19 protein-coding genes are annotated in these 23052 nt (G+C 51.4%); 1 reads left to right on the top strand and 18 read right to left on the bottom strand.

What is annotated here, in order from left to right; translation table 11 throughout:
- Position 1: 1 nt before the first annotated feature.
- The 4 genes from csaB to fabZ form a co-directional block, all read right to left on the bottom strand.
- Positions 2-1201, bottom strand: a complete 1200-nt coding sequence (gene csaB / locus AC6B99_RS15290; protein WP_496663650.1) for a polysaccharide pyruvyl transferase CsaB — start codon at positions 1199-1201, stop codon at positions 2-4.
- Positions 1165-3315, bottom strand: a complete 2151-nt coding sequence (locus AC6B99_RS15285; RefSeq protein WP_496663649.1) for a DUF5693 family protein — start codon at positions 3313-3315, stop codon at positions 1165-1167. The genes csaB and AC6B99_RS15285 overlap by 37 nt, the downstream gene beginning before the upstream one ends.
- Positions 3316-3402: 87 nt before the next feature.
- Positions 3403-5112, bottom strand: a complete 1710-nt coding sequence (locus AC6B99_RS15280; RefSeq protein WP_494860930.1) for a phospho-sugar mutase — start codon at positions 5110-5112, stop codon at positions 3403-3405.
- Positions 5113-5251: 139 nt separating this feature from the next.
- Positions 5252-5683, bottom strand: a complete 432-nt coding sequence (gene fabZ, locus AC6B99_RS15275) for a 3-hydroxyacyl-ACP dehydratase FabZ (RefSeq protein WP_056036855.1) — start codon at positions 5681-5683, stop codon at positions 5252-5254.
- Between the two features lie 439 nt (positions 5684-6122).
- Here fabZ and AC6B99_RS15270 point away from each other — a divergent pair, with 439 nt between their 5' ends.
- Complete coding sequence (locus AC6B99_RS15270) at positions 6123-8324, top strand: Ig-like domain-containing protein (protein WP_496663648.1); 2202 nt, start codon at positions 6123-6125, stop codon at positions 8322-8324.
- A gap of 161 nt (positions 8325-8485) precedes the next feature.
- Here AC6B99_RS15270 and AC6B99_RS15265 read toward each other — a convergent pair whose 3' ends face one another.
- The 14 genes from AC6B99_RS15265 to AC6B99_RS15200 all read right to left on the bottom strand — a co-directional run bounded on the left by AC6B99_RS15265 (position 8486) and on the right by AC6B99_RS15200 (position 23005).
- Positions 8486-8791, bottom strand: coding sequence for a DNA-directed RNA polymerase subunit beta (locus AC6B99_RS15265; protein WP_056036847.1), 306 nt, complete (start codon positions 8789-8791; stop codon positions 8486-8488).
- A gap of 17 nt (positions 8792-8808) precedes the next feature.
- Positions 8809-9654, bottom strand: a complete 846-nt coding sequence (locus AC6B99_RS15260) for a flagellar hook-basal body protein (protein ID WP_056036844.1) — start codon at positions 9652-9654, stop codon at positions 8809-8811.
- A 36-nt stretch (positions 9655-9690) separates the two neighbouring features.
- On the bottom strand, positions 9691-10560 hold the full coding sequence (locus AC6B99_RS15255) for a flagellar hook-basal body protein (protein ID WP_496663647.1): 870 nt from the start codon (positions 10558-10560) through the stop codon (positions 9691-9693).
- 196 nt (positions 10561-10756) lie between these two features.
- Positions 10757-11758: a rod shape-determining protein gene (locus tag AC6B99_RS15250; protein ID WP_056036837.1), complete on the bottom strand. Its 1002-nt coding sequence runs from the start codon at positions 11756-11758 to the stop codon at positions 10757-10759.
- A gap of 133 nt (positions 11759-11891) precedes the next feature.
- A complete protein-coding gene (spoIIID, locus tag AC6B99_RS15245; RefSeq protein ID WP_046231346.1) occupies positions 11892-12179 on the bottom strand; it encodes a sporulation transcriptional regulator SpoIIID in 288 nt (95 codons plus the stop codon).
- 171 nt (positions 12180-12350) lie between these two features.
- A complete protein-coding gene (locus AC6B99_RS15240; protein ID WP_056036834.1) occupies positions 12351-13094 on the bottom strand; it encodes a M23 family metallopeptidase in 744 nt (247 codons plus the stop codon).
- Positions 13095-13213: 119 nt separating this feature from the next.
- Entirely contained in the window at positions 13214-14395 is a 1182-nt protein-coding gene (spoIID, locus tag AC6B99_RS15235) for a stage II sporulation protein D (protein ID WP_496663646.1), read from the bottom strand.
- Between the two features lie 98 nt (positions 14396-14493).
- Positions 14494-15666 carry an ABC transporter permease gene (locus tag AC6B99_RS15230; protein WP_494882388.1) on the bottom strand — a complete coding sequence of 391 codons (1173 nt, stop codon included), beginning with the start codon at positions 15664-15666 and terminating at the stop codon, positions 14494-14496.
- Positions 15608-16366 carry an ABC transporter ATP-binding protein gene (locus AC6B99_RS15225; RefSeq protein ID WP_496663645.1) on the bottom strand — a complete coding sequence of 253 codons (759 nt, stop codon included), beginning with the start codon at positions 16364-16366 and terminating at the stop codon, positions 15608-15610. The genes AC6B99_RS15230 and AC6B99_RS15225 overlap by 59 nt, the downstream gene beginning before the upstream one ends.
- Positions 16363-18063, bottom strand: coding sequence for an efflux RND transporter periplasmic adaptor subunit (locus tag AC6B99_RS15220; protein WP_496663644.1), 1701 nt, complete (start codon positions 18061-18063; stop codon positions 16363-16365). The genes AC6B99_RS15225 and AC6B99_RS15220 overlap by 4 nt, the downstream gene beginning before the upstream one ends.
- A gap of 276 nt (positions 18064-18339) precedes the next feature.
- Complete coding sequence (locus AC6B99_RS15215; RefSeq protein WP_496663643.1) at positions 18340-19821, bottom strand: glycoside hydrolase family 32 protein; 1482 nt, start codon at positions 19819-19821, stop codon at positions 18340-18342.
- Between the two features lie 25 nt (positions 19822-19846).
- Positions 19847-20674 (bottom strand): carbohydrate ABC transporter permease, encoded by an 828-nt coding sequence (locus AC6B99_RS15210; protein WP_056036821.1) that lies wholly within the window; start codon positions 20672-20674, stop codon positions 19847-19849.
- Complete coding sequence (locus AC6B99_RS15205; protein ID WP_496663642.1) at positions 20674-21558, bottom strand: carbohydrate ABC transporter permease; 885 nt, start codon at positions 21556-21558, stop codon at positions 20674-20676. Before AC6B99_RS15205 ends, AC6B99_RS15210 begins: the two co-directional genes overlap by 1 nt.
- Before the next feature lie 103 nt (positions 21559-21661).
- A complete protein-coding gene (locus AC6B99_RS15200; RefSeq protein ID WP_056036816.1) occupies positions 21662-23005 on the bottom strand; it encodes an ABC transporter substrate-binding protein in 1344 nt (447 codons plus the stop codon).
- Between the last annotated feature and the right edge of the window lie 47 nt (positions 23006-23052).

Below are 23052 nucleotides of genomic sequence, written 5' to 3'. Positions count from 1 at the left end.
ATCACCTCGATATGGGATGGAGCAGCAGTTTTATAATTTGCTCAGCAGGCTGCTGCGCTTGTTGCTTCAACTTTGATATAGCTTCCTGATGCGATTTGCGCCAGCTGTCGCCGTTCGCGAGCATCCGCTCCGCCTCATCGGCGAAAGCTTCTGCATCAAGCAGCTCCGTTGAGCCAATTGGCTGCAGATGGATGCGTTTCAGAAATTGATCGATTTTCGGATCATAGGATAAGCCAAGCATGGGTACCATCTGGTTTGCTGCATAAATTAACGCATGCAGCCGCATCCCGAATAAAATATCGCAATGGCTTACTTCCAGCAGCATTTGCTGCGGGTCGTCGCCCGGCGTCGCCAGCTCAGCGATGCTTCCGCTGGCGAGCTGGCCTTGCAGCCGTTCCATGACCTGCATCGAGCTTTGCGCATCATCTGGGGTATGGAACGGGAGAAAACGCAGCCGCACCTGGCGGCGGCGCGTCAGCGCGATTAGCGCATCGGCGGCGCGCGCAAGATCCGCGCCATCTTCGCGCCAGCGGCGCAGGGACACGCCGACGACCGGCATAGCTTCGCTGCCGGCCTTCGCGGTCCCCGCACCGCCAGGCGCAGCCGCCGCGGTTGCTTCGCCGCCTGGCGCCCCGGCCGCCGCTGCGCCTAGCGGCAGCGGCAAGCCCATCACCGGATCGGGTACAACCTCGATCCGGTCATGCGGCACGCCCATCCGCCCCAGCAAAGCGGCGGATTGATCGTCCCGCACTGAAACATAAGCGCTCCGCCGCATAACGTGGCGGATCATCGGGTCCATCCACCGGCGGTTCACCGGCCCGATGCCCTGCGAATAAATGAATGTCGGCTTGCCCAGCAATTGGGCAAGCTTCACGATTCCGGTATAATACGGAATCGTCTTCGTGCCTGTGGCATCCTGCAGCAGGCTTCCGCCGCCGCTGATCAGCCCATCGCAGCTGCGCAGCGCGCCCCACACGTCCGCGGGGCGCATCCGATGTACGGCCTCTACGCCGTACATCGCCTTCGTCCAAGCCGGGTCGGCCGACAGCACGACCGGCTGCAGCTCCAGCCCATGCGCCTTGCTCTGCTCGGCAAGCGCCAGCAAAATAGAACGCAGCACAGCCTCGTCGCCGCTATTCTGAAAGCCGTAGTAGCCAGAAATCGCTATTCGGCGAATATGCGTTTGAGGGCCGGCGACCATTTAGACCAGACTCCTTCCAGCAGCTGCCACACTCCGATGAGTATAAATCCGACTGCCGCACCAAGACCAAGGCCAAGGAATACGCGGATGATGGAAATATGCAGCGGCGTATGAATGTGCGCAAATGTGTCGACCATCGAAAGCTGGCCAATGGAGCCAATAATTACGAACAGCCAAGCTGCGCGGTAACGCAGCGCGGCGAACAATCCCACTAGCAGCAGCGGATGCGCCAGCAAAAACTCTTTATTTCTCGGACGGACGCCAAACGTGCCTTCCAGCCATTCGCGGAAAGGACGCTCAAATGGCAGCGTCTGCCCCTCATTACCTGTACGTGATAAATAATACATACCCGCAGCTACCACAATTAAACCAACGACAACCATGAGCACGTTAATCGGTGTTGACAGCATTTTGCGAATGCGGGCAATTGGAGCATGTCCTGTGTAAAACACAACGTAGATCGCAACAAGCGCAATCGGCGCGAGATGCAGCAGGCTAACTCCACGGAATTGTTGAAGCACAAGCATATACGTTATATTGTTCAGCAGACCGAACACATAAGGCACTGCAATAAGCGACATAAGCGCTACTACAATAAACCAGCTAATAGCAAGTCCCAGACGGCGGCGTGCCGGCAAGCCTTCAAATACCCACTTGCTTCCCGCGTCACCAGAGCTGCTCAGCGGAATAACGACGCCTTGTCCTTTTTCTTTGCTGCGGAAAGTCCAATCCGCTCCACCAACAAAACGCTGGTTCCCTTCCGTCCTGCTATAAATCCGGTTCATAACCCAGATTAGCGCAAGCGTTGGCGCACTAATGCCCGCCCCAAGCGCAAGAGCCTGCTCTAACACGGAGCTGCTCAGCACATACAAGCCGGCACTTCCGGCAATACCGAGCAGGAATACCGCAATAAGCGTACCTGGCAGAAAAGCATTAATTAACAGCGCAATCAAGGCGATAGCGCCAATGACGACGATTCCTTTCAGCATTTTAACCCATGAAGGATATTCCCGATCAAAGGGCTCCGCTGTACCCGGAGCAAATCCGGCATCAGCCAAACGCTGAATCGTGCCTTTGTTTCCATCCTCCCCTTTAAGGGACAGGTAGAGATTGTCCAGCGGATTAATAACCGCCGATTTCTCCTGGCTCGATGCAGGCGCACCATTCAGGAAAAACATCCGAATGTTGCGATCCTTTGCTGCAAGCAGGAAGCGGTCAGCAATATCTTCCGGCTTCATTCTCATCGCGTCCGTAGGGGACAACGAATAAAGACGTACAATATTATAGTCTGTCAGGTAGGCGAGTGTCGTCATGCCTGATTGCTCTTTTTTCAAATTCTCGATGGTCGTTACACCGATTTGATATTTGTTAAGCAGCTCGGCAAATGCGCGCAAGCTCTTCTCCTCGGCGTTGTCGGTGTAGCCTTTTACTTTATCTCCGTCGAACAAAATCCGTGTAACGCCATAATTCTTCAACTGAGCAAGAGTCGCCTCTGCTTCCTCCTGTGAATACGGAAGAACCCGGTCGGTCAAACGAGGCAAAACACGGAAGCCTGCTGCTTTGATCCTTTCGAGTGACATCGGATCAAAGCCAAGCGGTTGAAGCAGCGAATTTTGCAGCGGCAGCTCTACCACAAGGCCATCGCGGCCATCGAAGGACCAGTCCCGATAGACGATGCCCGCCCGGTCAAATGCTGCGCGAACAAGCGGTCCAATCTGCTCCTTCTCAGCACTGCCGGAATACAAAATGTAAGTGAAATTTTGACCTGGCGTCTCCAGCTTGCCTTGGAGCAAAGCCGCCTCCTTGGAGTTGTAGTAGGTCAATCTGCCTGCCTGCATCAGCTCGCGAAGCGAGCTTTCATAGACAGCCATGGTCGAAATGCCGGATTCTTTCATAAAAATAAGATGCTGCGATATAAAATCCTGCGGCTTTGCCGAATATTCCGCAATTTCGATCAAGTCGCGATAATCAAACACATATTCCACTTGCTTAGACGTCGACTCCGTATTCATACGGTTATAACCAATAGGAAGTGCCGCCATCACGCCAATGAGCGTAATGATCCAGAGCCACTGCTTAGCTCTGCGATTCCATTGCAGCCAGTTTTGAAGCACGAAAATCCTCCGTTCATCGATCCTTGTCATTCCGCTTCCTACTGCTCTATTGCCGAGCGGTTGCCCACGGTTAAAGCCAAATATTCCTTATCCGTCTACTCTTGCCATAACCGTCTGACGCAAAGCATTCAGCGCTTCTTCAGCTTGCGCAGTCGATTCGCCGCGAACCGCAAAATAAACTTTAATCTTCGGCTCGGTACCCGATGGACGAAGACAGAACCATGAGCCATCAGCAAGCATATATTTCAGCACGTTTTCCGGGCGGAGACCGTCCAATCCGAGCTTGTAATCGAGCACTTGCTCTACCTTCACGCCATTAATATCAACGGGCGGCTGATTGCGCCAGCTATCCATAATGCCAGCAATTTTCTGTACGCCGTCAAGACCCTTCAGCGTCCGAGACTCCAAACCTTCCAAATAAACGCCATGCTTCTCATACAGCTCCAGCAATACATCATATAGTGTTTTACCTAAGCTTCTATAATATGCTGCTGCTTCACAAATCAGCAAAGCCGCTACAATAGCGTCCTTATCCCGTGCGTAAGTTCCAGTCAAATACCCGTAGCTTTCTTCATAGCCAAAAAGGAACGAGCGCTCGCCCGTTTTCTCATAGCCTGTCATTTTCTCGCCGATATATTTAAAGCCAGTGAGCGTATTCTCAACAGCTACACCGTAAGAGCGGGCAATATCCGCACCCATCTCGCTCGTAACAATCGTTTTGATAACAACGCCGTTATCCGGCAATTGTCCGCGCTCCGTGAGCTGGCTGAGCACATAATTCACCATCAAGGCGCCCGATTGGTTGCCGGTCAGCACGACATATTCGCCGTTATTGTTTTTCACAACTGCGCCCATCCGGTCTGCATCTGGGTCTGTTCCGATAATAATATCGGCATTGACCTGCTGCGCCAGCTTGATCGCTAGCGTAAACGCCTCGCGTTCTTCCGGGTTAGGAGATTTGACCGTGCTAAAGTAGCCATCCGGTTGCTCCTGCTCCGCGACAATATGTACATTGCTAAATCCGACTTTCGCAAGCACCTCGCGAACCGGCAAATTGCCTGTTCCATGAAGAGGGGTGAATACAACGCTGAACTGCTCGCCAACACCGCTGCGAAGAAGCTCCACATTCAAGCTTTGCGCGACCACCGTATTAATGTAGGATTCATCGGCATCCTCGCCCAGCCAGACGAGCAGGCCTTGCGCCTCTGCTTCTTCACGGCTCAGACGCTTCACCTGATCAAAACCCGTCACCTGCTGAATGGAAGCGATAACCTGCTCCGCATCCTCAGGAATGAGCTGGCAGCCGTCAGCCCCATACGCCTTATAGCCATTATATTCAGGCGGATTATGGCTTGCCGTAATCACAATACCGCTGGAAGCTTTAAGCGAGCGAACAGCATACGACAGCTGTGGCGTTGCGCGCAGCGATTGGAACAAATAAGTTTTCACGCCGTTTGCCGCCAGCACAAGCGCTGAATCCAGCGCAAATTCCGGTGAATAGTTGCGGGAGTCGTGAGCAATAACCATTGAAGGCGCATCGCCCGAAGCTTGTCCCAGCAGCCAGTTCGCCAGCCCTTGCGTCGCTTTGCCGACGGTATACGTATTAAGACGGTTCGTGCCCGCGCCCATAACGCCGCGCAGTCCGCCTGTACCGAATTCCAGATCGCGATAGAAACGGTCTGTAATCTCCTTCTCATCGCCTGCGATGCCGCGAAGCTCCTCTTTGGTCGCTTCATCAATCAATGGATCATTTAACCAAGCATTGTAACGCTGCATTGCCACTTCATTTTGACTCATACGGATCTCTCCCTTATATATAAATGAAACTAGCGTAAACGGCTGTCACCGCCCTATGGCGGCAAAGCTACCGTTTCGCGTGTGAAATATAAGCCGTTTGATAAAGATCAAACTTATAAATTCTTATATTTTAATAAATTTAAGACGGATCGGACAGGGCAAACATAAGCTCGCCTTCAGCAACAACTTGATCTCCCACTTTTGCAGTAGCTTGTCCTTTGCCGATGCTGCCTTTCAATCTGGTAATGACGACCTCCAGCGTAAGCGTATCGCCAGGCTTCACCTGACCGCGGAACCGAACGCCATCAATGCCTGCAAAAAAGCCTAATTTGCCTTTGTTGGCCTCCAGCATAAGCATCGCTACAGTGCCGACCTGCGCCAGTGCCTCAACGATAAGCACGCCAGGCATAACAGGATAAGCCGGAAAATGTCCTACAAAATAAGGTTCGTTCATCGTTACATTTTTCAGGCCAACCGCTCTGACACCCGGCTCTACCTCCAAAATACGGTCAATGAGCAAAAAAGGCGGGCGATGAGGGATAATTTCCTGAATTTGATTAATATCGAGCATGAATTAAGCTCCTTCCTTGTTGTCGAGGGTATAAAAAATGCAATTTTTACTGAAACTATAGATATCCTTCATGAAGCTGCAGTTTGTGAAGGTTGAGATAGAGGGCTTGGCTGTGCGGACCCGAAGCGTCTGCGGCCAAGCTTCTTTCATTTTACCGCGAATCCCTATGGACTCCCTGGTGGCACGCAAGTGCAGATTGGCAAGCATTCTACCCCTTGGCGGGCGCGGCATTAAGGCTCCAAACCATTATACAACTACCGTATCAAAAATAAAACTGCCATAGCCCTCGTATGGCTAAACTTGGGACTTGCAGGTACAATTGCAGCGGCAAATGATTTTTTTCAAACAAAATACGACATCTTTATTCATTTCCTCTATATGTAAACCGTTATATAGAATAGAGAGTTTTTTTATTCTATAGACGAAGGGATAGGATGTAGTGAATTTAAGTGTAAACGGGAACAAGTCGCTCAGAGAAATCAGGAGATGGCTCGCCGCCGTTCTATCTGTCATGCTCATCGCTACCACATTCAGCAGCATCGCGAATGCTGCAGACGAAACAGTAACAGGCATTGAACTAAGCTATGATTCTTGGGATTACAATACCAGCACTTCATCACTGGAAGTATTTATTGATGACGATGCCGTTATCGTCTCCTTGCTGGCTGCCACTTCAAGCTCTTCCACCAAGAAGGACGTTAGCGCCTCCGCTACTTGGAAATCGTCCAACACCTCCTACGTCAAAGTGGACAAGGGCGTCCTGACGGCTGTAGGCAAAGGAACGGCTACGATTAGCGCTACTTACGGCGGATACACGCAAAATATTAAAGTTACATCCGATTACGTATATGATTCTGTACAAATTTTGAAAAATGGCAGCAACGCCGCAGAAAGCTATGATGTAAGTCTTGGCGCAGAGCAAGTATTTACGCTAAGCGGGATTAAGAGCGGCGCCTCCAATGAAAACATTACTACCAATGCAACCTGGACATCCTCCAGCTCTTCCGTCGCGACAGTTGATGATGGTACAGTCACGCTGGTAGGCGTAGGAACAACAACCATTACAGCCAAATATAAAGGAAAGTCCGACACTGTAAAGCTCGTCGTCACTTCCCCTTATAAATCATTGGCTTTGTCGCCAAAGACGCTGCTTGAAATCGATATGGGCGACGATGACCAGACGATTCAAGCAATAGCTACAACAACGAGCGGCTCGATAGAAACGGTAACGGCAAAGGCTACTTGGACAACTAGCAGCGCTGCTGTTGCAACCGTCGAGGATGGTGTTGTAACTCCAGTTGCGACTGGCCAAACTAAAATCACCGCAACTTATTTAGGAGTAAGCTCGACCATTGATGTTGTCGTTCGTACGCCATACCAATCGATCAAGCTGTCGCCAGCCAAGGAATATCAAATGATGCTGAACAGCCCTGGCTTGCAAATTACGGCTGAGGTTCAGGCGCTTTCCGGCAATGATGAGAACGTTACTACGCAAGCGGAATGGACATCCTCCAACCTATTGGTCGCTACAGTAACGAATGGACTTGTTACGCCAAAAGCGGTTGGAACAACTAAAATTACTGCTTCTATCAAAGGCATCAGCCGGAGCATTGACATTACGGTTTTCCCTAGCGTCACCGAGCTGACAATCGATAAAGAGTCTATCGATACATTCCCGGAAAAAAGCGAGACGCTGCCTAAAGTGAGCGGCAATACTTTCGGCGGAGATACAGCTGACGTTTCCAAAATTGTGAAATGGACAGTAGCCGACGAAAAAATTGCTACTATTAAAGATGGCAAATGGACAGCAGATGCTGTAGGCAAAACGGTCGTAACAGCCGAGCTTAATGGCCTGAAAGCGACATTTGAGCTCAATGTACACCTTACACCTGTGAAGCTCGTCCCAAGCACCAAAGAACTTAGCGTAGTAATCGGCAAGGATTTGGCGCTGCCTACGATTACGGTTGTCAATCAAGATGGATCGGAAGAGGATGTTTCCTCCAAAGCAACGTGGAAAGCATCATCGGATAATGCAATTGTCGTTAATGGCAAAGTAAAGGGGCTTGAAGCCTCCAAAGTGACATTAACAGCAACCTATTTAAATAAAACAACTACCGTCAAAGCTTACGTTGAAGAAGAGATCGAGAAGCTGGTAGCAGAACCATCCAGCCTTGAGCTCTACCCAGGCAAAAGCAAGTCGGTTAAAGTAACAGGCTACTATGTGAGCGGCAAGAAAGTGGTTCTGAGCTCCAAAATGAACTGGACCGTTTCTTCCAGCACCTTAGCAACGGTTAATGGCAGCACCGTCAAAGCGCTGGCTGTAGGCAGCGGCAAGCTGACTGGCTCTTATCAAGGAAAAACGCTGGAAATTCCGATTACGGTTTCACCTAAGCTTAAATCGCTAACCCTTTCGGATAAATCGCTTAAGCTTAGCCCAGGCGCTTCTTATTCGCTGAAGCTGCAAGCCAATTATACGACAGGCAATCCAGTAGACGTAACAACGAGCGCAGCTTGGGTAACAAACAAAGCGAGCGTAGCTACTGTATCCAATGGCAAAATTATCGCTCTGAGCAAAGGTTCCGCTACCATTAAAGCTACCTTTGACGGCAAAACGGTATCGATGCGTGTAACTGTTAAATAAGCCTATGATTATTATGAAAAAGAACACCTTCCGCTTGTATTTTAAACAAACGGATCGGTGTTCTTTTTTTATCTGCTTATACCTCTCCCGCAGACGAAGCAAAAAAAGCGGCATCCGCAATAAGCTGCGAATACCGCCTTTAACCAATCGTACGGTGCGAACTACGAATCCGAAAATACAAGATCATAGACATGCTGCCAAGTTGACCACTCAAACACATCATCTCCAGATTGCTTGCCCAGCACCGTATAACCGATATAGAGGCCCGCAATCAGCATAATGACCATGATGCAAGGCACAATGCTGCGGCGCAAAATCCATAATATGATTCTCAGTACCAGGGGCCGCTTCTTCTTCTCTGGAGCGGAGCCTTGCCCCTTCCTGCGCGAGCTGCTGCGGGTCTGTTCTGCTTGTTCATCTTCCAGCCTGTCATCCGCAAAATCAGCTCGTTCATTCGTCGTACTCATTACCACCATCACCCTATCTATCTGCGCAAGCCGTTCGCCAACCCCATCATCGAATCGCTTGATGTTAATGCCCTAGCTACCAGTTGGTAAGCCCGTTGTACATTAATCAGCTCAGTCATCTCGCTGCTCATATCCACATTGGATTGCTCAAGAGAGCCTTGGCGCAGCGCGATCGCATTATCCGCGTCAGGAGTAACCTCTTGGATTACATCACCCACATTCAGCCCTTCAGCTACGGCAAACAAATTATCATCCAGCTGAGTAAGAGCAGAAGGTCGGGTTGCTTGCATCAATTTAATTGTGCCTAAATTAATGGTTGTACCGTCAGCAGCAACACCTTGCGCACTGCCATCAGCACCAATAACCAGCTTATAGCCATCTGGAACAGTTACTGGCTGCTCAACTACTACATTTCCTGGCTGGGTCACCATTGTCGAAACAATAGGATAGCCTTCAGCCGTTGCCAAAATGTTATCACCGTTTGCATTAACCGTCAACTGAAACGCACCGTTGCGCGTATAAGCACGGTCGCCATTAGCGTTCACAATGACCTCGAACAACGCATTTCCTTCAATTGCAAAGTCCGTGTCCTTACCTGTTGTCGCGATCGTTCCTTGCTCCAAATTCGGCTTAATCATTGTCAACTGGGAGCCCCAGCCTTGGTTAAAATCAAGCGGCGTCATACGGCCCGGCTGTTTAAAATCATTTGGCTGCTTGCTGACATTCGTCAACAAATCCTCAAAGGTTGCTTCCTTCCGCTTATAGCCTACTGTATTCACGTTGGCGATATTATCAGCGATCATATCAAGCTTCTGCTGGAGTCCACCCATCGAGACTACCGCATTAATCATTGAGCCGTTCATCGTCTGCCTCCTTCACGTTCCGTTGCTGACTTCGTCTTAAACGCGGCCTACTTCCGTTACAGCCTTCTCCAGACTTTGATCATAAAATTGTACAACCTTCTGGTTGGCTTCATAAGCGCGAAGCGCCGCCATTAAATCAACGGAGGATTGTGCCGCATCTACGTTGGAACGCTCCACATAGCCTTGCTGCACCTCTACCTGATCCGTTTCCTGAAGCGCTACGGCTTGCGCGGCGTCTCCATTAAAACGGAACTGGCCGTCTCCGGCGCGTACGAGCTGGTTCGGCTCGTTTATTCGCGTCACCAGAAGCGGCTGTACGCCACTATCCACACCGGTTTGCGAATTAACAAAACGCAAATCCTTCGTCAGCGACAGCTGCTCAAGCCCAATGCCCGCTGCGAATTGAATAGGATTCCCATCAGCTCCGAGCACATTGGCGCCGTCTCCGTTAACGAGGAAACCGTCCGCCGTAAGCGTAAAGGAGCCGCCCCGCGTATAGCGAAGATCCCCTTGCGCATCCTGAAGCGTAAAGAATGCTTGCGGCTGGAACGTTACCGTACCGTCATCCGCCACGTATTTGCCGGACTCGTCAAACGCCGCACCCTCCACCGCAATGTTGGACACGAGTGCGAAGTCAGTAGGCTTGTCCGTCTGGGACAAGTCCCCTTGAACATGCAGCGACAAGCTCTCCTCTGCAAATACCCCCATGCCGAGACGACCGATGGACTTGCTTGGCTCGCCCTGCACCCCTGTCATGGAAAGCAGCGTATCCGGGAACGAACGCGTGACCGCATTCGTCTGCTTATAGCCCGGTGTATTTATATTTGAAATATTATTCGTTACGGTATCATGTCTGCGCTGCTGTGCCGTCAAGCCTGCAGCTGCTGTGTAAAGCCCTCTAAGCATTGCAATTGCCTCCTCGAAGATCGTATAAGGCTGTTCCCTCTCGCTGTATATGCCACTATTTATATATCGGTTATAGGCATGACTTCAGTTATAGCTTCCTATGCGACCTTTGACTCAATTTAACGCCTCGGCGCGTCCCCTTTTAAACGCCCTACCCGCGCAAACGGCTATGCAAGCGCTGCTTCTGCCTAGCTTCTTAGAAGCGAGGCTTCTTGCCAAGCTTGTCCAAGTTATCAAGCAGAATGCCGGTACCTTTAACGACGCAATGCATCGGATCTTCCGCAATCAGCACCGGAACCTTGAGTTCTTCCGCAAGCAGCGTATCCAGGCCATTCAGCAATGCACCGCCACCGGTCAAAATAACGCCCCTGTCAATAATATCTGCCGACAGCTCAGGCGGCGTTTTTTCCAGTACGGACTTCGCCGTAGCCACGATTGACATGACCGAATCCCAAAGCGCTTCTTGAATCTCTTCCGAATGAATCGTCATGGTCAGCGGCAAGCCCGTTACCATATCGCGTCCACGGATATCCATTTCCGAGCGTTGTCCGTCCTCGTAAACTTTACCGATTTTGATCTTGATATCCTCGCTTGTCCGCTCGCCGATCAGCAGCTTGTACTTATCTTTAATATACTTCATGATCGCAGCATCGAATTTGTCTCCTGCGATTTTAATAGAAGAGGCGGTCACGACGTCGCCCATGGACAGGACCGCTACATCCGTCGTGCCTCCGCCAATATCTACAACCATGTTGCCGCTAGGCTGGAAGATGTCCATTCCAGCCCCAATAGCGGCAGCTTTAGCTTCCTCTTCCAAAAATACTTCCTTGGCTCCGCTGCGTTCCGCTGCTTCACGAATCGCCTTCTGCTCAACGGATGTAATATTCGTTGGCGCGCAAATCAAGATGCGCGGACGGCTCAGCCATTTACGCCCTTCTACCCGATCAATAAACGCTTTCAGCATAATTTCCGTTATTTCGAAGTCAGCAATAACCCCATCCCTTAACGGGCGGATTGCAATAATGTTTCCTGGCGTACGGCCGACCATCCGGTGAGCTTCCTCACCAACGGCAAGCACCTTCTTCGTGTCGCTCTCAATCGCGACGACAGACGGCTCATCGAGCACAACGCCTCTCCCTTTTACATGAATAGATACGTTAGCCGTTCCCAAATCAATTCCAATGTCCTTGCTTAGCATAAGGCGTAAGTCCTCCAACGAATAGTGTAAACGCTACGGTCAATTAGTTCCCACGACGTAGAAACCCCTAACGTACATTATTCGCCAAAAAACTATAAAATCCTCTACCCTTTTGTAATAATTTGCGAATAAATTATGTTTTCCCGGCTGCCAGAACTTCCCTCTTCTTCGTGCTCGTTTTCTTATATTTGATTTTCGTTGCTTCTCCCCCGCGCAGATGGCGGATTGACTTGTGATACTCCAAAATGTGCTTCACCTGATCCGCCAGGTCGGGGTTAATTTCCGGCAGCCGTTCGGTTAAATCCTTATGGACCGTACTCTTGGATACGCCGAACTCCTTGGCGATCGTTCGTACCGTGTGCTTCGTCTCCACGATGCAACGGCCTATTTTAATGGTTCGCTCTTTGATGTAATCGTGCACGTTCCCGCCTCCCTACTCGAGATAGTTTGGTACATTATATGAGGGGCGCGGGTATATATTCTTTATGGCCAAGCCTGACAAGCCAGTTTGTCATAAAATTTTCATAAAAATACAAAACAGGCAGGGGATATTCCCCTGCCTGCAAGGCCTGAAGACCTATTTTGCCAGCGTTTATTGCGCGCCGACTACGGTGCTTGGATTGACGGCTTTTCCGTTTTCACGCACTTCAAAGTGCAGATGGACGCCCAAATCCTTTTCCTGCTCGTTGCGAGCCGCTTTGGCAATAATCGTTCCCTGCTTCACTTCATCGCCTACCGCCACGTTCACGTCGCTAAGGCTTTGGTAAGTGGTCACAAGACCGTCGCCATGGTTGATTTCGATAATGCTGCCATTCGTCGGATGATTGAGCACGAGGCTCACTTTGCCCGACATAGCGGCTACCACATCAAACGGCTGGTCATTCGGGTCTACAAGATCGATACCCATGTGCGGCGAGAAAGTATTTCCCATCTGCACCATAGCTGCCTGCCGCTCATCGCTGCTGGCGTTAGCATCATAGAAAGGTGTCTCGATTTGCAGCGCGTCCTTGTTCACAACCGGCCATTGCAATTGCTCGCCTTCGCGAATGACTTCATCAACTGCGCCCTCCGGTTGTGTTACCGTACCCTCGCCTACTGTGGCTTCCGTTTGGTCCGGATGTTCTGAGGCTGTCGTTTGCTTGCTGTCATCCGCTCCCTGGTAGACCCACATTAAGGTTACGATAATTGCTGCCGCGGCCATAAATATTGCTGGCGATACCCATTTGCGTGCCAGCAGCCTTTTAAATCCATTGCCTGAACCCGCGGCAGATGATGCTCCCAGTCCATTTTTGGGAGTTTCCTCTGAGCCTTGCTTTGGTTTGTTTTGATTGTTCATTTCTATCACCTCACTAGCCATTGTTGCCAGATTCGCTAGGTTTATACGTGAGGGTAGATGGAATGATGGATAAAAATATAGAGACTTTAAGATTTCGAAAAAGCCTGTGTTTACCTGCGCTAGGAGCGCCCAAGCAGCGCTGCCGAGAACTTGGAAGCCTGCTCTACCTTTGCACCCGTATAGTAATAGGTTAATATATCTTTCGCCGAATAGCCTAGCTTTGCCATTCCGTTCGCTCCCCATTGGCTCATGCCGACGCCATGTCCATACCCATAAGTTGTAATGGAAATGGCCTTATCGTTCATTTGCCATGTAAAAGCGGCTGAGGCTAGTCCCAATCGTTCGCGCACCTCGCGGCCAGTAAATACCGTTCCGGCGATTTCGATTTTGCTGATGCTTTTTCCTGCTGTTGCAGCTAATACCCGAATGGAAGGCTGAACCCTGCTCTCCCCCTGAAGGCCAAGCTTCTCATAAAATTGCGCCAGCGTCAGCTCCACGCTTTCTTTGTATCGCGGCGACAGCTCGATGTCCCATGGACTCGCGACGCTGCGCAAATAAGGAATCTCACCCGACCAATAGTCTTCGGAATTTTCCGTATATCCGCTGCTTGTGGAAAAGAAAGCGGCTTGGATCGGCTCGCCATTATACGTGACGATTAGTCCCTCCGTCTGCTTCACCGCTTCATTCAGCTTTTTCATATTAGCCGTCTGCTTGGCTCCTTGCCAATGCTCCTTCAGCTGCGCGAGCGGCAAATAGGCTTGATGGGCAATCGTATCCGTTACATCTGCCTCTATATTTTCCACGCCGCTGTCATCCCCGGAAGCGAGGCGGCGTACGATATAGGTGCGTGCAGCTATCGCCTGCGCCTTGAGTGCTTCCGGCTCAAAGTCGGCTGGCATTTCCGCCGCGATAACGCCGCGCACATATTCCTCCAGCGGCAAGCTTTCCGTACGCTGTTCCTTCATCATATAAGTGCGTACGATGAGCCCGTTAAGCGCGCCTGTCGTTTTGGGCAACAGCCCGCCCATATGCTGCGCGATAACAGCGCTGCCCGCTTCGACTTTATTCGCCCCGCTGCCGCTGCCCGTGCCGGGCTGCTCTAAGACTGTCTCCACTGCCCCTCCCGGCTGTGCATTCGCTAGAGTCGCGGGCATGCGGGCCGGTATACCTCCAAGGGAAACTTTCATTAAAGCTACGGTAATGCCAAGCAATAGGCCTATTGAAAAAATAGGCACCCAGCGGCTGCTCTTCAAGCGCTGCAGCGCTTCTGACACTCTGCGTTCGATTCTCCTTCGTCTCATCCCTGCTCCTTCCGCTACCTTTTTATAGCAATGCCATCCTGCTTAACTGGATAGTCCATTCTATGAGCGGATTTAATAGGGTAGAACAGAAAGGAGAGCTAATCGTGGCGCAGCGCGTCGACTGGCTTCAGCCTCGAAGCTTTATTGGCCGGGAAAATGCCGAACACGATTCCGACAAAAGCAGAGAAGGCAAACGACAAAATGACCGTATTAAACGGAACCGAAGTATCCGTCCCATTCACCACCCCAATGACATAGGAGCCCAAATAACCAAACCCGATGCCAAGCGCGCCGCCCATGCCGCTAATGACAACGGCCTCCACAAGAAACTGGAACAAAATATCTCTGCGCTTTGCACCCAGCGACTTGCGAATGCCGATTTCCCGCGTCCGCTCCGTAACGGACACCAGCATAATATTCATGACTCCAATGCCGCCGACAAGCAGCGTAATAGCTGCCACATAAAGCAGCATCGTATTCATCGTCTCGTTGACCGAATTAAGCGTCTCTACCGCATCCTGCTGGTTGAACACCCGGTAGCTGCTGTCATCGCCCCTGAATTTTTCCAGCAGCTTGACCTCAAGCGCTGCAACGGTTATATCCATCAAATCAAGATCGGTCACCTTGAGAGCGACTGTACGAACGCCGACACTATCAAAAAGCTTTTGCGCCGTCGTAATTGGAATCGCAATTTTTTCATCGTTGGAGCCGGTGAGCGAGCTGCCTTTCGCCTCCAAAAGCCCGACGATCGTAAAGCGGCTGCCGTTCACTTGAATCGTTTTGCCAATCGGGTCCTCTTCTTCAAATAGCTCCGTGGCCGTATCAACCCCAATTAATGCAACCTTTTGGGTGTTTTTCACATCCATCGAAGCGATGTATCTGCCGGACTGCACGCTGAAATCGCTCACCTGCTCGTAATCCGGCGTAATGCCCTCTACCGTCACGCTCGTACTATTTTTCGCATATTTCACCGTTGCACTGCCACTGACCGTCGGAGATACGCCCTCTACATTCGGAATATCAGCCAAAGCCATGGCATCGTCGAGTGAAAGGGAGGTTGCCGTTCCGCGGCCTGTTATGGTCACCGACAAGGAGTTGGTGCCAAGGCTGGCAACCTGCTCCTCCACTTGCTTCGTCGAGCCTTGCCCCATACCGACTAGCGCGATAACCGTAGCTACGCCGATCAGTATGCCCAGCATGGAGAGGGCTGTTCTAAGCTTGCTTGACAAGACGCTCTTGATCGCCATCCTGAACCCTTGCGTCAGCTTCATCCCTGTCCCTCCTTTCCTCGGTCAGCACGCCGTCCCGCATAATAACCGTACGGCTTGCCCGATGAGCGACCTCCATATCATGCGTAATGAGCACAATCGTGTGGCCCTGCCGATTCAAGTCTTCCATGAGCAGCAGCACTTCCTGCCCCGTCTTCATATCGAGTGCTCCAGTCGGCTCATCCGCCAGCAAAATCGGCGGGTTTGTCGCCAGCGCCCGAGCGATGGCAACCCGCTGCTGCTGTCCGCCCGACAGCTCGCTCGGACGGTGATGCACCCGCTCTCCAAGGCCGACCTGCTCCAGTGCCTTCATCGCCATAGCCCGGCGCTGCTTCGCAGGAAGCCCTCGATAAATGAGCGGCAGCTCGCAATTTTCAAGCGCGGTAAGCCGTGGCAGCAAGTGAAAGCCCTGAAAAATAAACCCGATCTTCTTGTTGCGAATATCCGCCAGCTTATTCTCGCTCATTCCTCGCACCTCAATGCCGTCCAGCTTGTAGCTGCCGTCGGTCGGCGTATCCAGACAGCCGATGACATTCATCATCGTTGATTTTCCCGAGCCGGAAGGCCCGACAATGGCGACAAAATCGCCCTTTTCCACCTGAAAGGATACGCCTTTAAGAATCGTCACAGTTTCCCGGCCCATCACGTAATTTTTGACGAGATGGTTAATGTCGATTAGAATGCCGCTGCCCTCGTTCCTCATGGGCGACCACCGCCTGCTCCGCCGCCGCCAGTGAATCCGCCTCCACCGCCGCCGAATCCGCCACCTCCACCGCCGAAGCCACCTTGCATCATGCCGCCTCCCATAGTCGCTTGATTTTGCTGGGTCGTCGTTGTTGTCATGCCCACTGTGCCCTGCGGCGTTGGAATGAGCACGGAGTCGCCTTCATTCAGCCCCGAAATAATTTCCACATACGTTTCATCGCTGATTCCCGCTTCTACTTCGACTAACTGCCCTTCCATCTGAGCGCCGCCGCGCTGCATGTTTGTTGTGCCTTGCGCCGTTCCGCCCGTACCTGCTGCTCCCTGTGCTGCTGCTCCAGTACCTTGAGTACCCGCTGCGCCTTGTGTTCCACGTGTTCCCTGGGTGCCAGCTGTACCTTGGACAGCTCCGCCCGCAGCTTGGCCACCGATTCCACCTTGTGCTCCGCGTGTTCCTTGTGCACTCGTGCCGCCTTGAGCATCGTTTGTACCTTGAGCGCCTGCCGCTCCCTGTGCACCACTCGTACCTTGAGCGCCTGCCGCTCCCTGTGCACCGCTCGTACCTTGAGCACCGGCAGCGCCTTGTGTCTCGCCGGCACCTTGAGCTCCTGGTGCGCCTTGACCTTGTGTGCCCGTAGCACCTTGCGCACCGTTCGAGCCTTGAGCGCCTGCAGCTCCATCCGTGCCTTGTCCACCTGACGCTCCAGCATTTCCTTGTGCCCCTGCTGCCCCGCTTGTACCTTGTGTCCCGCTCGCACTTTGCGTGCCCGTTGGCACGCGAACGAAGGATTTGCCGCCACGTTCAATAACAGCGTCTACCGGTACAACGACGACATCATTTCTGGACTCCAAAATAATGTCCGCTTCCCCCGACATGCCCGTCATCACGCCATCAATCGTATCCAGCGAAATCGTCACCTCATAGGCGGATACGCCATTCGATGCCGTGCCCTCCCGAGCTAAGCTGGCTACTTTGCCTTCGATCGTCTTGTCCGTCAGGGCGCTCAAATAAACTTGCACCACTTGGCCAACTTTGACCGACGGAATATCCAGCTCATCGACCTGCACGACAAAATCAAGCAAATCGTAATTGACGATAGACGCAATAACCGTATTCGCTACAACCTCGTCACCAACGGAAACCTCGCTTTCCGTCACCTCGCCATCAATCGTCGCCACAACCTCAGTCACCTTCAGTTGATCTTCCCTCATCGTGGTCAGGCTGTCTTGGTTTTGCTTGATTTCAAGCGCCAGCATTTCCATATCCGTTTTGATGCTTTGCTGGGTCGCCAGTTCATCCTCCGTGCCCGCAGCTTCCTTATATTTGGTCTGATATTGCTCCATCTGCACCTGCTGCTTCTTAATCGAAAGCTCCGTCTGCTCAATCTGGCTATCGTAGTCCTTCTCGGATTCAAACGTTGCCAGCACTTGGCCTGCCTTCACCTTATCGCCGACTTTGAAGCTCAGCTTTGCAATCGTACCGGATACGCCGGACGTTACGGTTTCGCGAGAGTTGGCTTCTACACTGCCTGTCGCGCTTATTTTCAGCTCAATATTGCCCCGCGTCGCTTTCACCGTTTGCGAGGTTGCCGCCTGCACCGTCGCCGGCTGCCCCATCTTCAAATAATAATAGGCACCGCCTCCACCGGCCGCGCCTACTACAAGGATAATACCAAGCCATAGCTTCCACTTTTTCATCGACTGTATTCCACCCTCCGACTGACATATTCGTGACGAATATAGCATGAAAAAATGAACGGAGAATGAACAAGCCTGACCGTGTATCCGCCCTAGCTAGTTCCGCGCTGCAAGAACATCCATCGTTTCTGCCGCTGAAAATAAAAAAGAGAACAGGACACAACCTCTGTCCTGTTCTCAAACCTGGCATGCGCCAGTCACGCTCATGTTTACAATACCGCTCTAAACTAGCCGCGATGTTACCCTCGCTTATAGGCAAGCGGCATTGAAGCCGCATTAAAGCTGGCGTTCAATATCCCATTTTTTAAATGAAACGAGTGCACCCGTTCCGCCCGAGGCGAAGGCGGCAATGCCTGTCGAGGCTTCGCCCGGGTAAATACGTCCGGTCATCACTTTTTCCCCGCCTTGGAGAAACACCTCCACCGACGACTGATCGACGAAAATGCGCAGCGAAAGCTCGCCGCCTTCCGCAAGTGCAATGGCCGTCCTTCTTTCGCCGCCTTGCCCGATACCGGAACAATCCCGATTGAAGCGGAACAGCCCTTCTTCCGCATGATAAGCAAGTACAGTCTCTTCTCCCGCCCCATTCGTCCGCAGCTTCAAGCCAAGCTCACGGGCGCTGCCGATACGGAGCACCACTTCAAGCTCATAGCAATCTCCCCGGACAGCGAGCAGCTGCTCCCCCGCAAGCTCCAACTCCCTCAGCTCAAAACCGTCACGGCGGTACGCCTTCAGCTCTTCTAGCGGTTGAAACAGCAGCTTCCTATCGCTGCTGCGCAGCACAGCTTCACGCGGCAGCGTCATCGCCCCGGCCCAATAATGGCCGAGCTGGGTCGGAATTTCCTGCTCCCACGTTTCCATCCAGCCGATGACGATGCGCCGGCCTTGCGAGTCGAGCGCCGTCTGCGGCGCATAAAAATCAAAGCCGTAATCAATCGGCTCATAGCCGTCATACGAGAATAACCCTGTCTCCGTATTTAATTTTCCTACCATATAAGTGGTGGAATGCAAATTACGATAGTTGTCGCCTTGTGCTGGCATCCGCTGCGGCGACATCATCAGTACATCATAGTCCCCTAGCGGGAACAAATCCGGGCATTCCCAATTGTCGCCCATCTGTCCATCGCTGCGCGCCATCTCGCCAACAAAGGTCCAATTCACGAGATTCTGTGAACGATAGAGCAAAATCAAGCCATGCCCTGCGCCGTCATTCGAGCCGATGACCGTATAATAGCAGCCATCACGCTCAAACACCTTCGGATCGCGAAAATCTTTGCGGCTCGCTCCAGCCGGAATTTGCTCCAGCCCAAGCACCGGATTGCTCGCCAGCTTAGCGAATGCCCGGCCATCATCTGATACCGCTATATTTTGCGTCTGATAATAGTCCGTATCCCCATTCGGGCCTGTCACGACATGCCCCGTATACATAAGATGAAGCTTGCCTTCATGGACAATCGCGCTTCCAGAGAAGCAGCCCCCACTGTCATACGGCTGATCTGGCGCGAGCGCAACCGGCGCATACTCCCATGAAACCAAATCGCGGCTGATCGCATGGCCCCAATGCATCGGTCCCCATACCGGCTGGTACGGATAATATTGATAAAATAAATGATAATGCCCATTATGAAAAATAAAGCCGTTCGGATCGTTCATCCAGCCAAACTCCGCCATCAAATGATAGCCAAGACGGTACTGCGGCCGCAGCAGATGCTTTCTTTCCGCCACAAACTGCTCGGCATTGTCGAGCGTATACAACATGATCAATCATCCTATTCTTACGCGTTTATTTAATGGAGCCTTGCATGACGCCTTGAATAATAAATTTCTGTGCGAACAAATAGACGACGAGTATCGGTAAAATAGTTAGCAGCAGTCCTGCCATCAGCGGCCCGTAATCGACGGTATAAGTGCCATAGAAATAAAAGGTCGAGAGCGGCAGCGTGCGCTGCTCCGAAGAGGTCAGCACAAGCGATGGAAGCAGGAAGTCGTTCCAGATCCATAATACATTCAAAATCGCAATTGTCACCGACGTTGGTGCGAGTACAGGGAACACAATGCGGAAAAACGTCTGTGTCCGCGTGCAGCCATCAATCATTGCGGCCTCCTCCAGCTCCGCCGGAATGCTTTTCACAAAACCATGATAAATGAACACCGCAAGCGGGCTTCCAAAGCCGAGATACATATAAATCAGCGTCCACTTGTTATCCAGCAAATGCAGATTGCCATACACCTTCACAAGCGGAATCATAATCGCCTGGAACGGGATAATCATCGCTGCTACCATCAGGAAAAACGTATATTGATTAAATTTGCTTTGGTTTCGCACAAAGAAATGGGCTGTCATGGCCGCAAGCACCGAGATAAGCAATACGCTCAGCACCGTAATGATAACCGTGTTCGTAAACGCGGATACATAATTCATTTTCGTAAACGCCGACTCGTAATTCGCCAGATTGAAGCTGTCAGGCAGAGAAAGCGGCGAAGCGGTGATCGCTTTATTTTCCTTAAAGGAATTGACGATTAGCAAAATAAATGGAAAGACGAAGGCCACAAGGCCAACCAGCAAAACAATAAACTTGCTCCATTCCATAGAGGCTTTCCAGCGCTTCATCAGGCCTCCACCTCCAGCTTCTTGCTGAAATACACTTGCAATAGCGTAATGCCCGCTACGAGCAGGAACAGTATAAGCGCTTCCGCCTGCCCTACCCCATAATCTCTTGAGAGGAACGCTTTCTCATACACATGCATCGAGACCATTTCCGTGCTTTTGAACGGTCCGCCCTTTGTCAGCGTCAGGTTCAAATCGTAAACCATAAACGTGCGCTGCAGCGATAAAAATACACATACGATAAAAGATGGCACCATCAGCGGCAAAATCATCGTCCGCAGCTTGCGGAATGCCGTTGCCCCATCAATGCTGGCCGCCTCCATAATATCCTTCGGCACATTCATGAGACCCGCCACATAAATAACCATCATATAACCAGCATATTGCCACACCGTTACAATTATAAGCGCCAAAAATGCTTTATCCGGATCAGCGAGCCAGGACGTGCCGAATACGGAGATGCCTGCTTTTTGTCCAATCGATACGAGTACGTTCGAGAAAATAAATTGCCATACAAATCCAAGCACAATGCCGCCGACCAAATTTGGAATGAAAAATCCGGCCCGAAAAAAGCTCTGGCCCTTCAAGCCGCTTGATAAAAAATAGGCTAGCAAAAAGGCCACCACATTGACGAGCGCCACACTTATAAACACATATTTAAGCGTCAAATAAAATGACTTCCAAAATACCGCGTCTTTCCATACGTAGGCATAGTTTTCGAAACCGACCATCGTACTCGTCGTGGAAATGCCATCCCAATTCGTAAAGGTTAAATAAATCCCGTACAAAAACGGTACTATCATGACGGTGGCAAAAGCAAACAGAGTAGGCCCGGTGAACAATAGCCGCAGCCGAAGACGGCTCCAAAGTCCTTTTTCCGATATCATCGTAATCCCTCACTAACGTTTCATGGAAGCGAAGCGATGGACAAGTCATGCAGGCCTGTCCATCGCATCCTCTTCTAAGCTGTTGTTTGTCGTCTAGTTCACGCTACTTTACAGTTGTCCAGTATTCCTGAATTTCCTTGGCAAGCGTGGCGCGGTCAGCTGCTCCAGCCAAATATTTTTGCATCGAAGCGCCTACCTTGCTCCAGTGATCTGCCGGGAGCGCACTCATCGATTCCTCGATTTTACCTCCAGTGATATAGGCCCCAATCGACTTAGCGAGCGGGTCTTGCGGCTCCAGTGTAATGTTTTTGAACGCAGGCACGATGTTCGCTTTATTGATCAGGAAGTCTTGGCCTTTCTCTTTGTAGACCATCCACTCCAGGAACGTTTTTGCTGCCGACTGCTGCTCTGGCGTGCTTTTCTCTTTGTCTAGAACAAGGCGTTTCGAGACAGCTGCGGAAATTTGCGTATTGCCGAAATCATCCGGGTTATTGCTGATCGGCACTGGCAGGAAGCCATATGCGCCGCTCGCCGTATCAAAGCTGCTGATTTGCGGCCAAGCCCAGTTGCCCTGGAACCAGATGCCAACCTCGCCTTTGCCCAGCACCTCAGGACCCTTCTCATAGGTGCCTGCGAGCGGCGAAGCTTTATCGATGTTATGCTCCTTCATGATGTCGAACGTATCCATGAGGCCGTTAAATACGCTGTTGGACGAAAGATCTACGCTGCCAGCCTTCAGATCAGTAATAAACTGGTTTACCACCGCTTTATCTGCTGATTGTCCAGCATAAGCGAGCGGAAGGTAGTGGGCTGCAAGCGACCAATCCATTGGCGAGACGATGAGCGCGCCAGTACCGGAGGCTTCGATCTTTTTAAACAAATCTTCCAGTGCTTGTGTCGTCGTAATGGTTGCCGGATCGAAGCTGCCACCAACCGCTTTGTCTACGACCGCTTTGTTGTAAATAAAACCGTAGCCTTCAATCGAAAGCGGGAACGCATAGTTTTTGCCATCGAAGGTTGTCAGATCCGTGCTGCCGTCGACCTTGTCGGACATCCATTTTTCCCCGCTCAGATCGAGGAGGCGATCTTTGAACTTCTCGACATCCCCTGTATCCAGCATCGTAATCGTCGACGGGCTGTTCGCCGCATACAGCGCGGATGCTTTCTCGAATGGCGACTGTCCTGCCGGAACCGGAATGATTTCCAGCGTAATATTCGGATAATCCTCTTTAAACGCTTTCGCTGCATCTTCAAGCTGCGTTTGAATTTCCCCTTTGGAATTCAGCAGCGTAATTTTCACCTCTCCTGAAGCACTTCCACTATTTGCGCTGCCTTCAGCTGTGGATGAATCTGCAGGTGTTGAGCCGGCATTTCCTCCGCACGCTGTTACGACCATAACCATCACTAAAGATACGAGCAGAGCCTGCAAGCTTTTCCAAGATTTCATTCGTTCGTCCCCCGATTCTAAATGATAAATATTCTATGCTGGAACCG

The sequence above is a fragment of the Paenibacillus liaoningensis genome, assembly GCF_059609455.1.
This window is presented reverse-complemented; position numbering and strand designations above follow the sequence as displayed.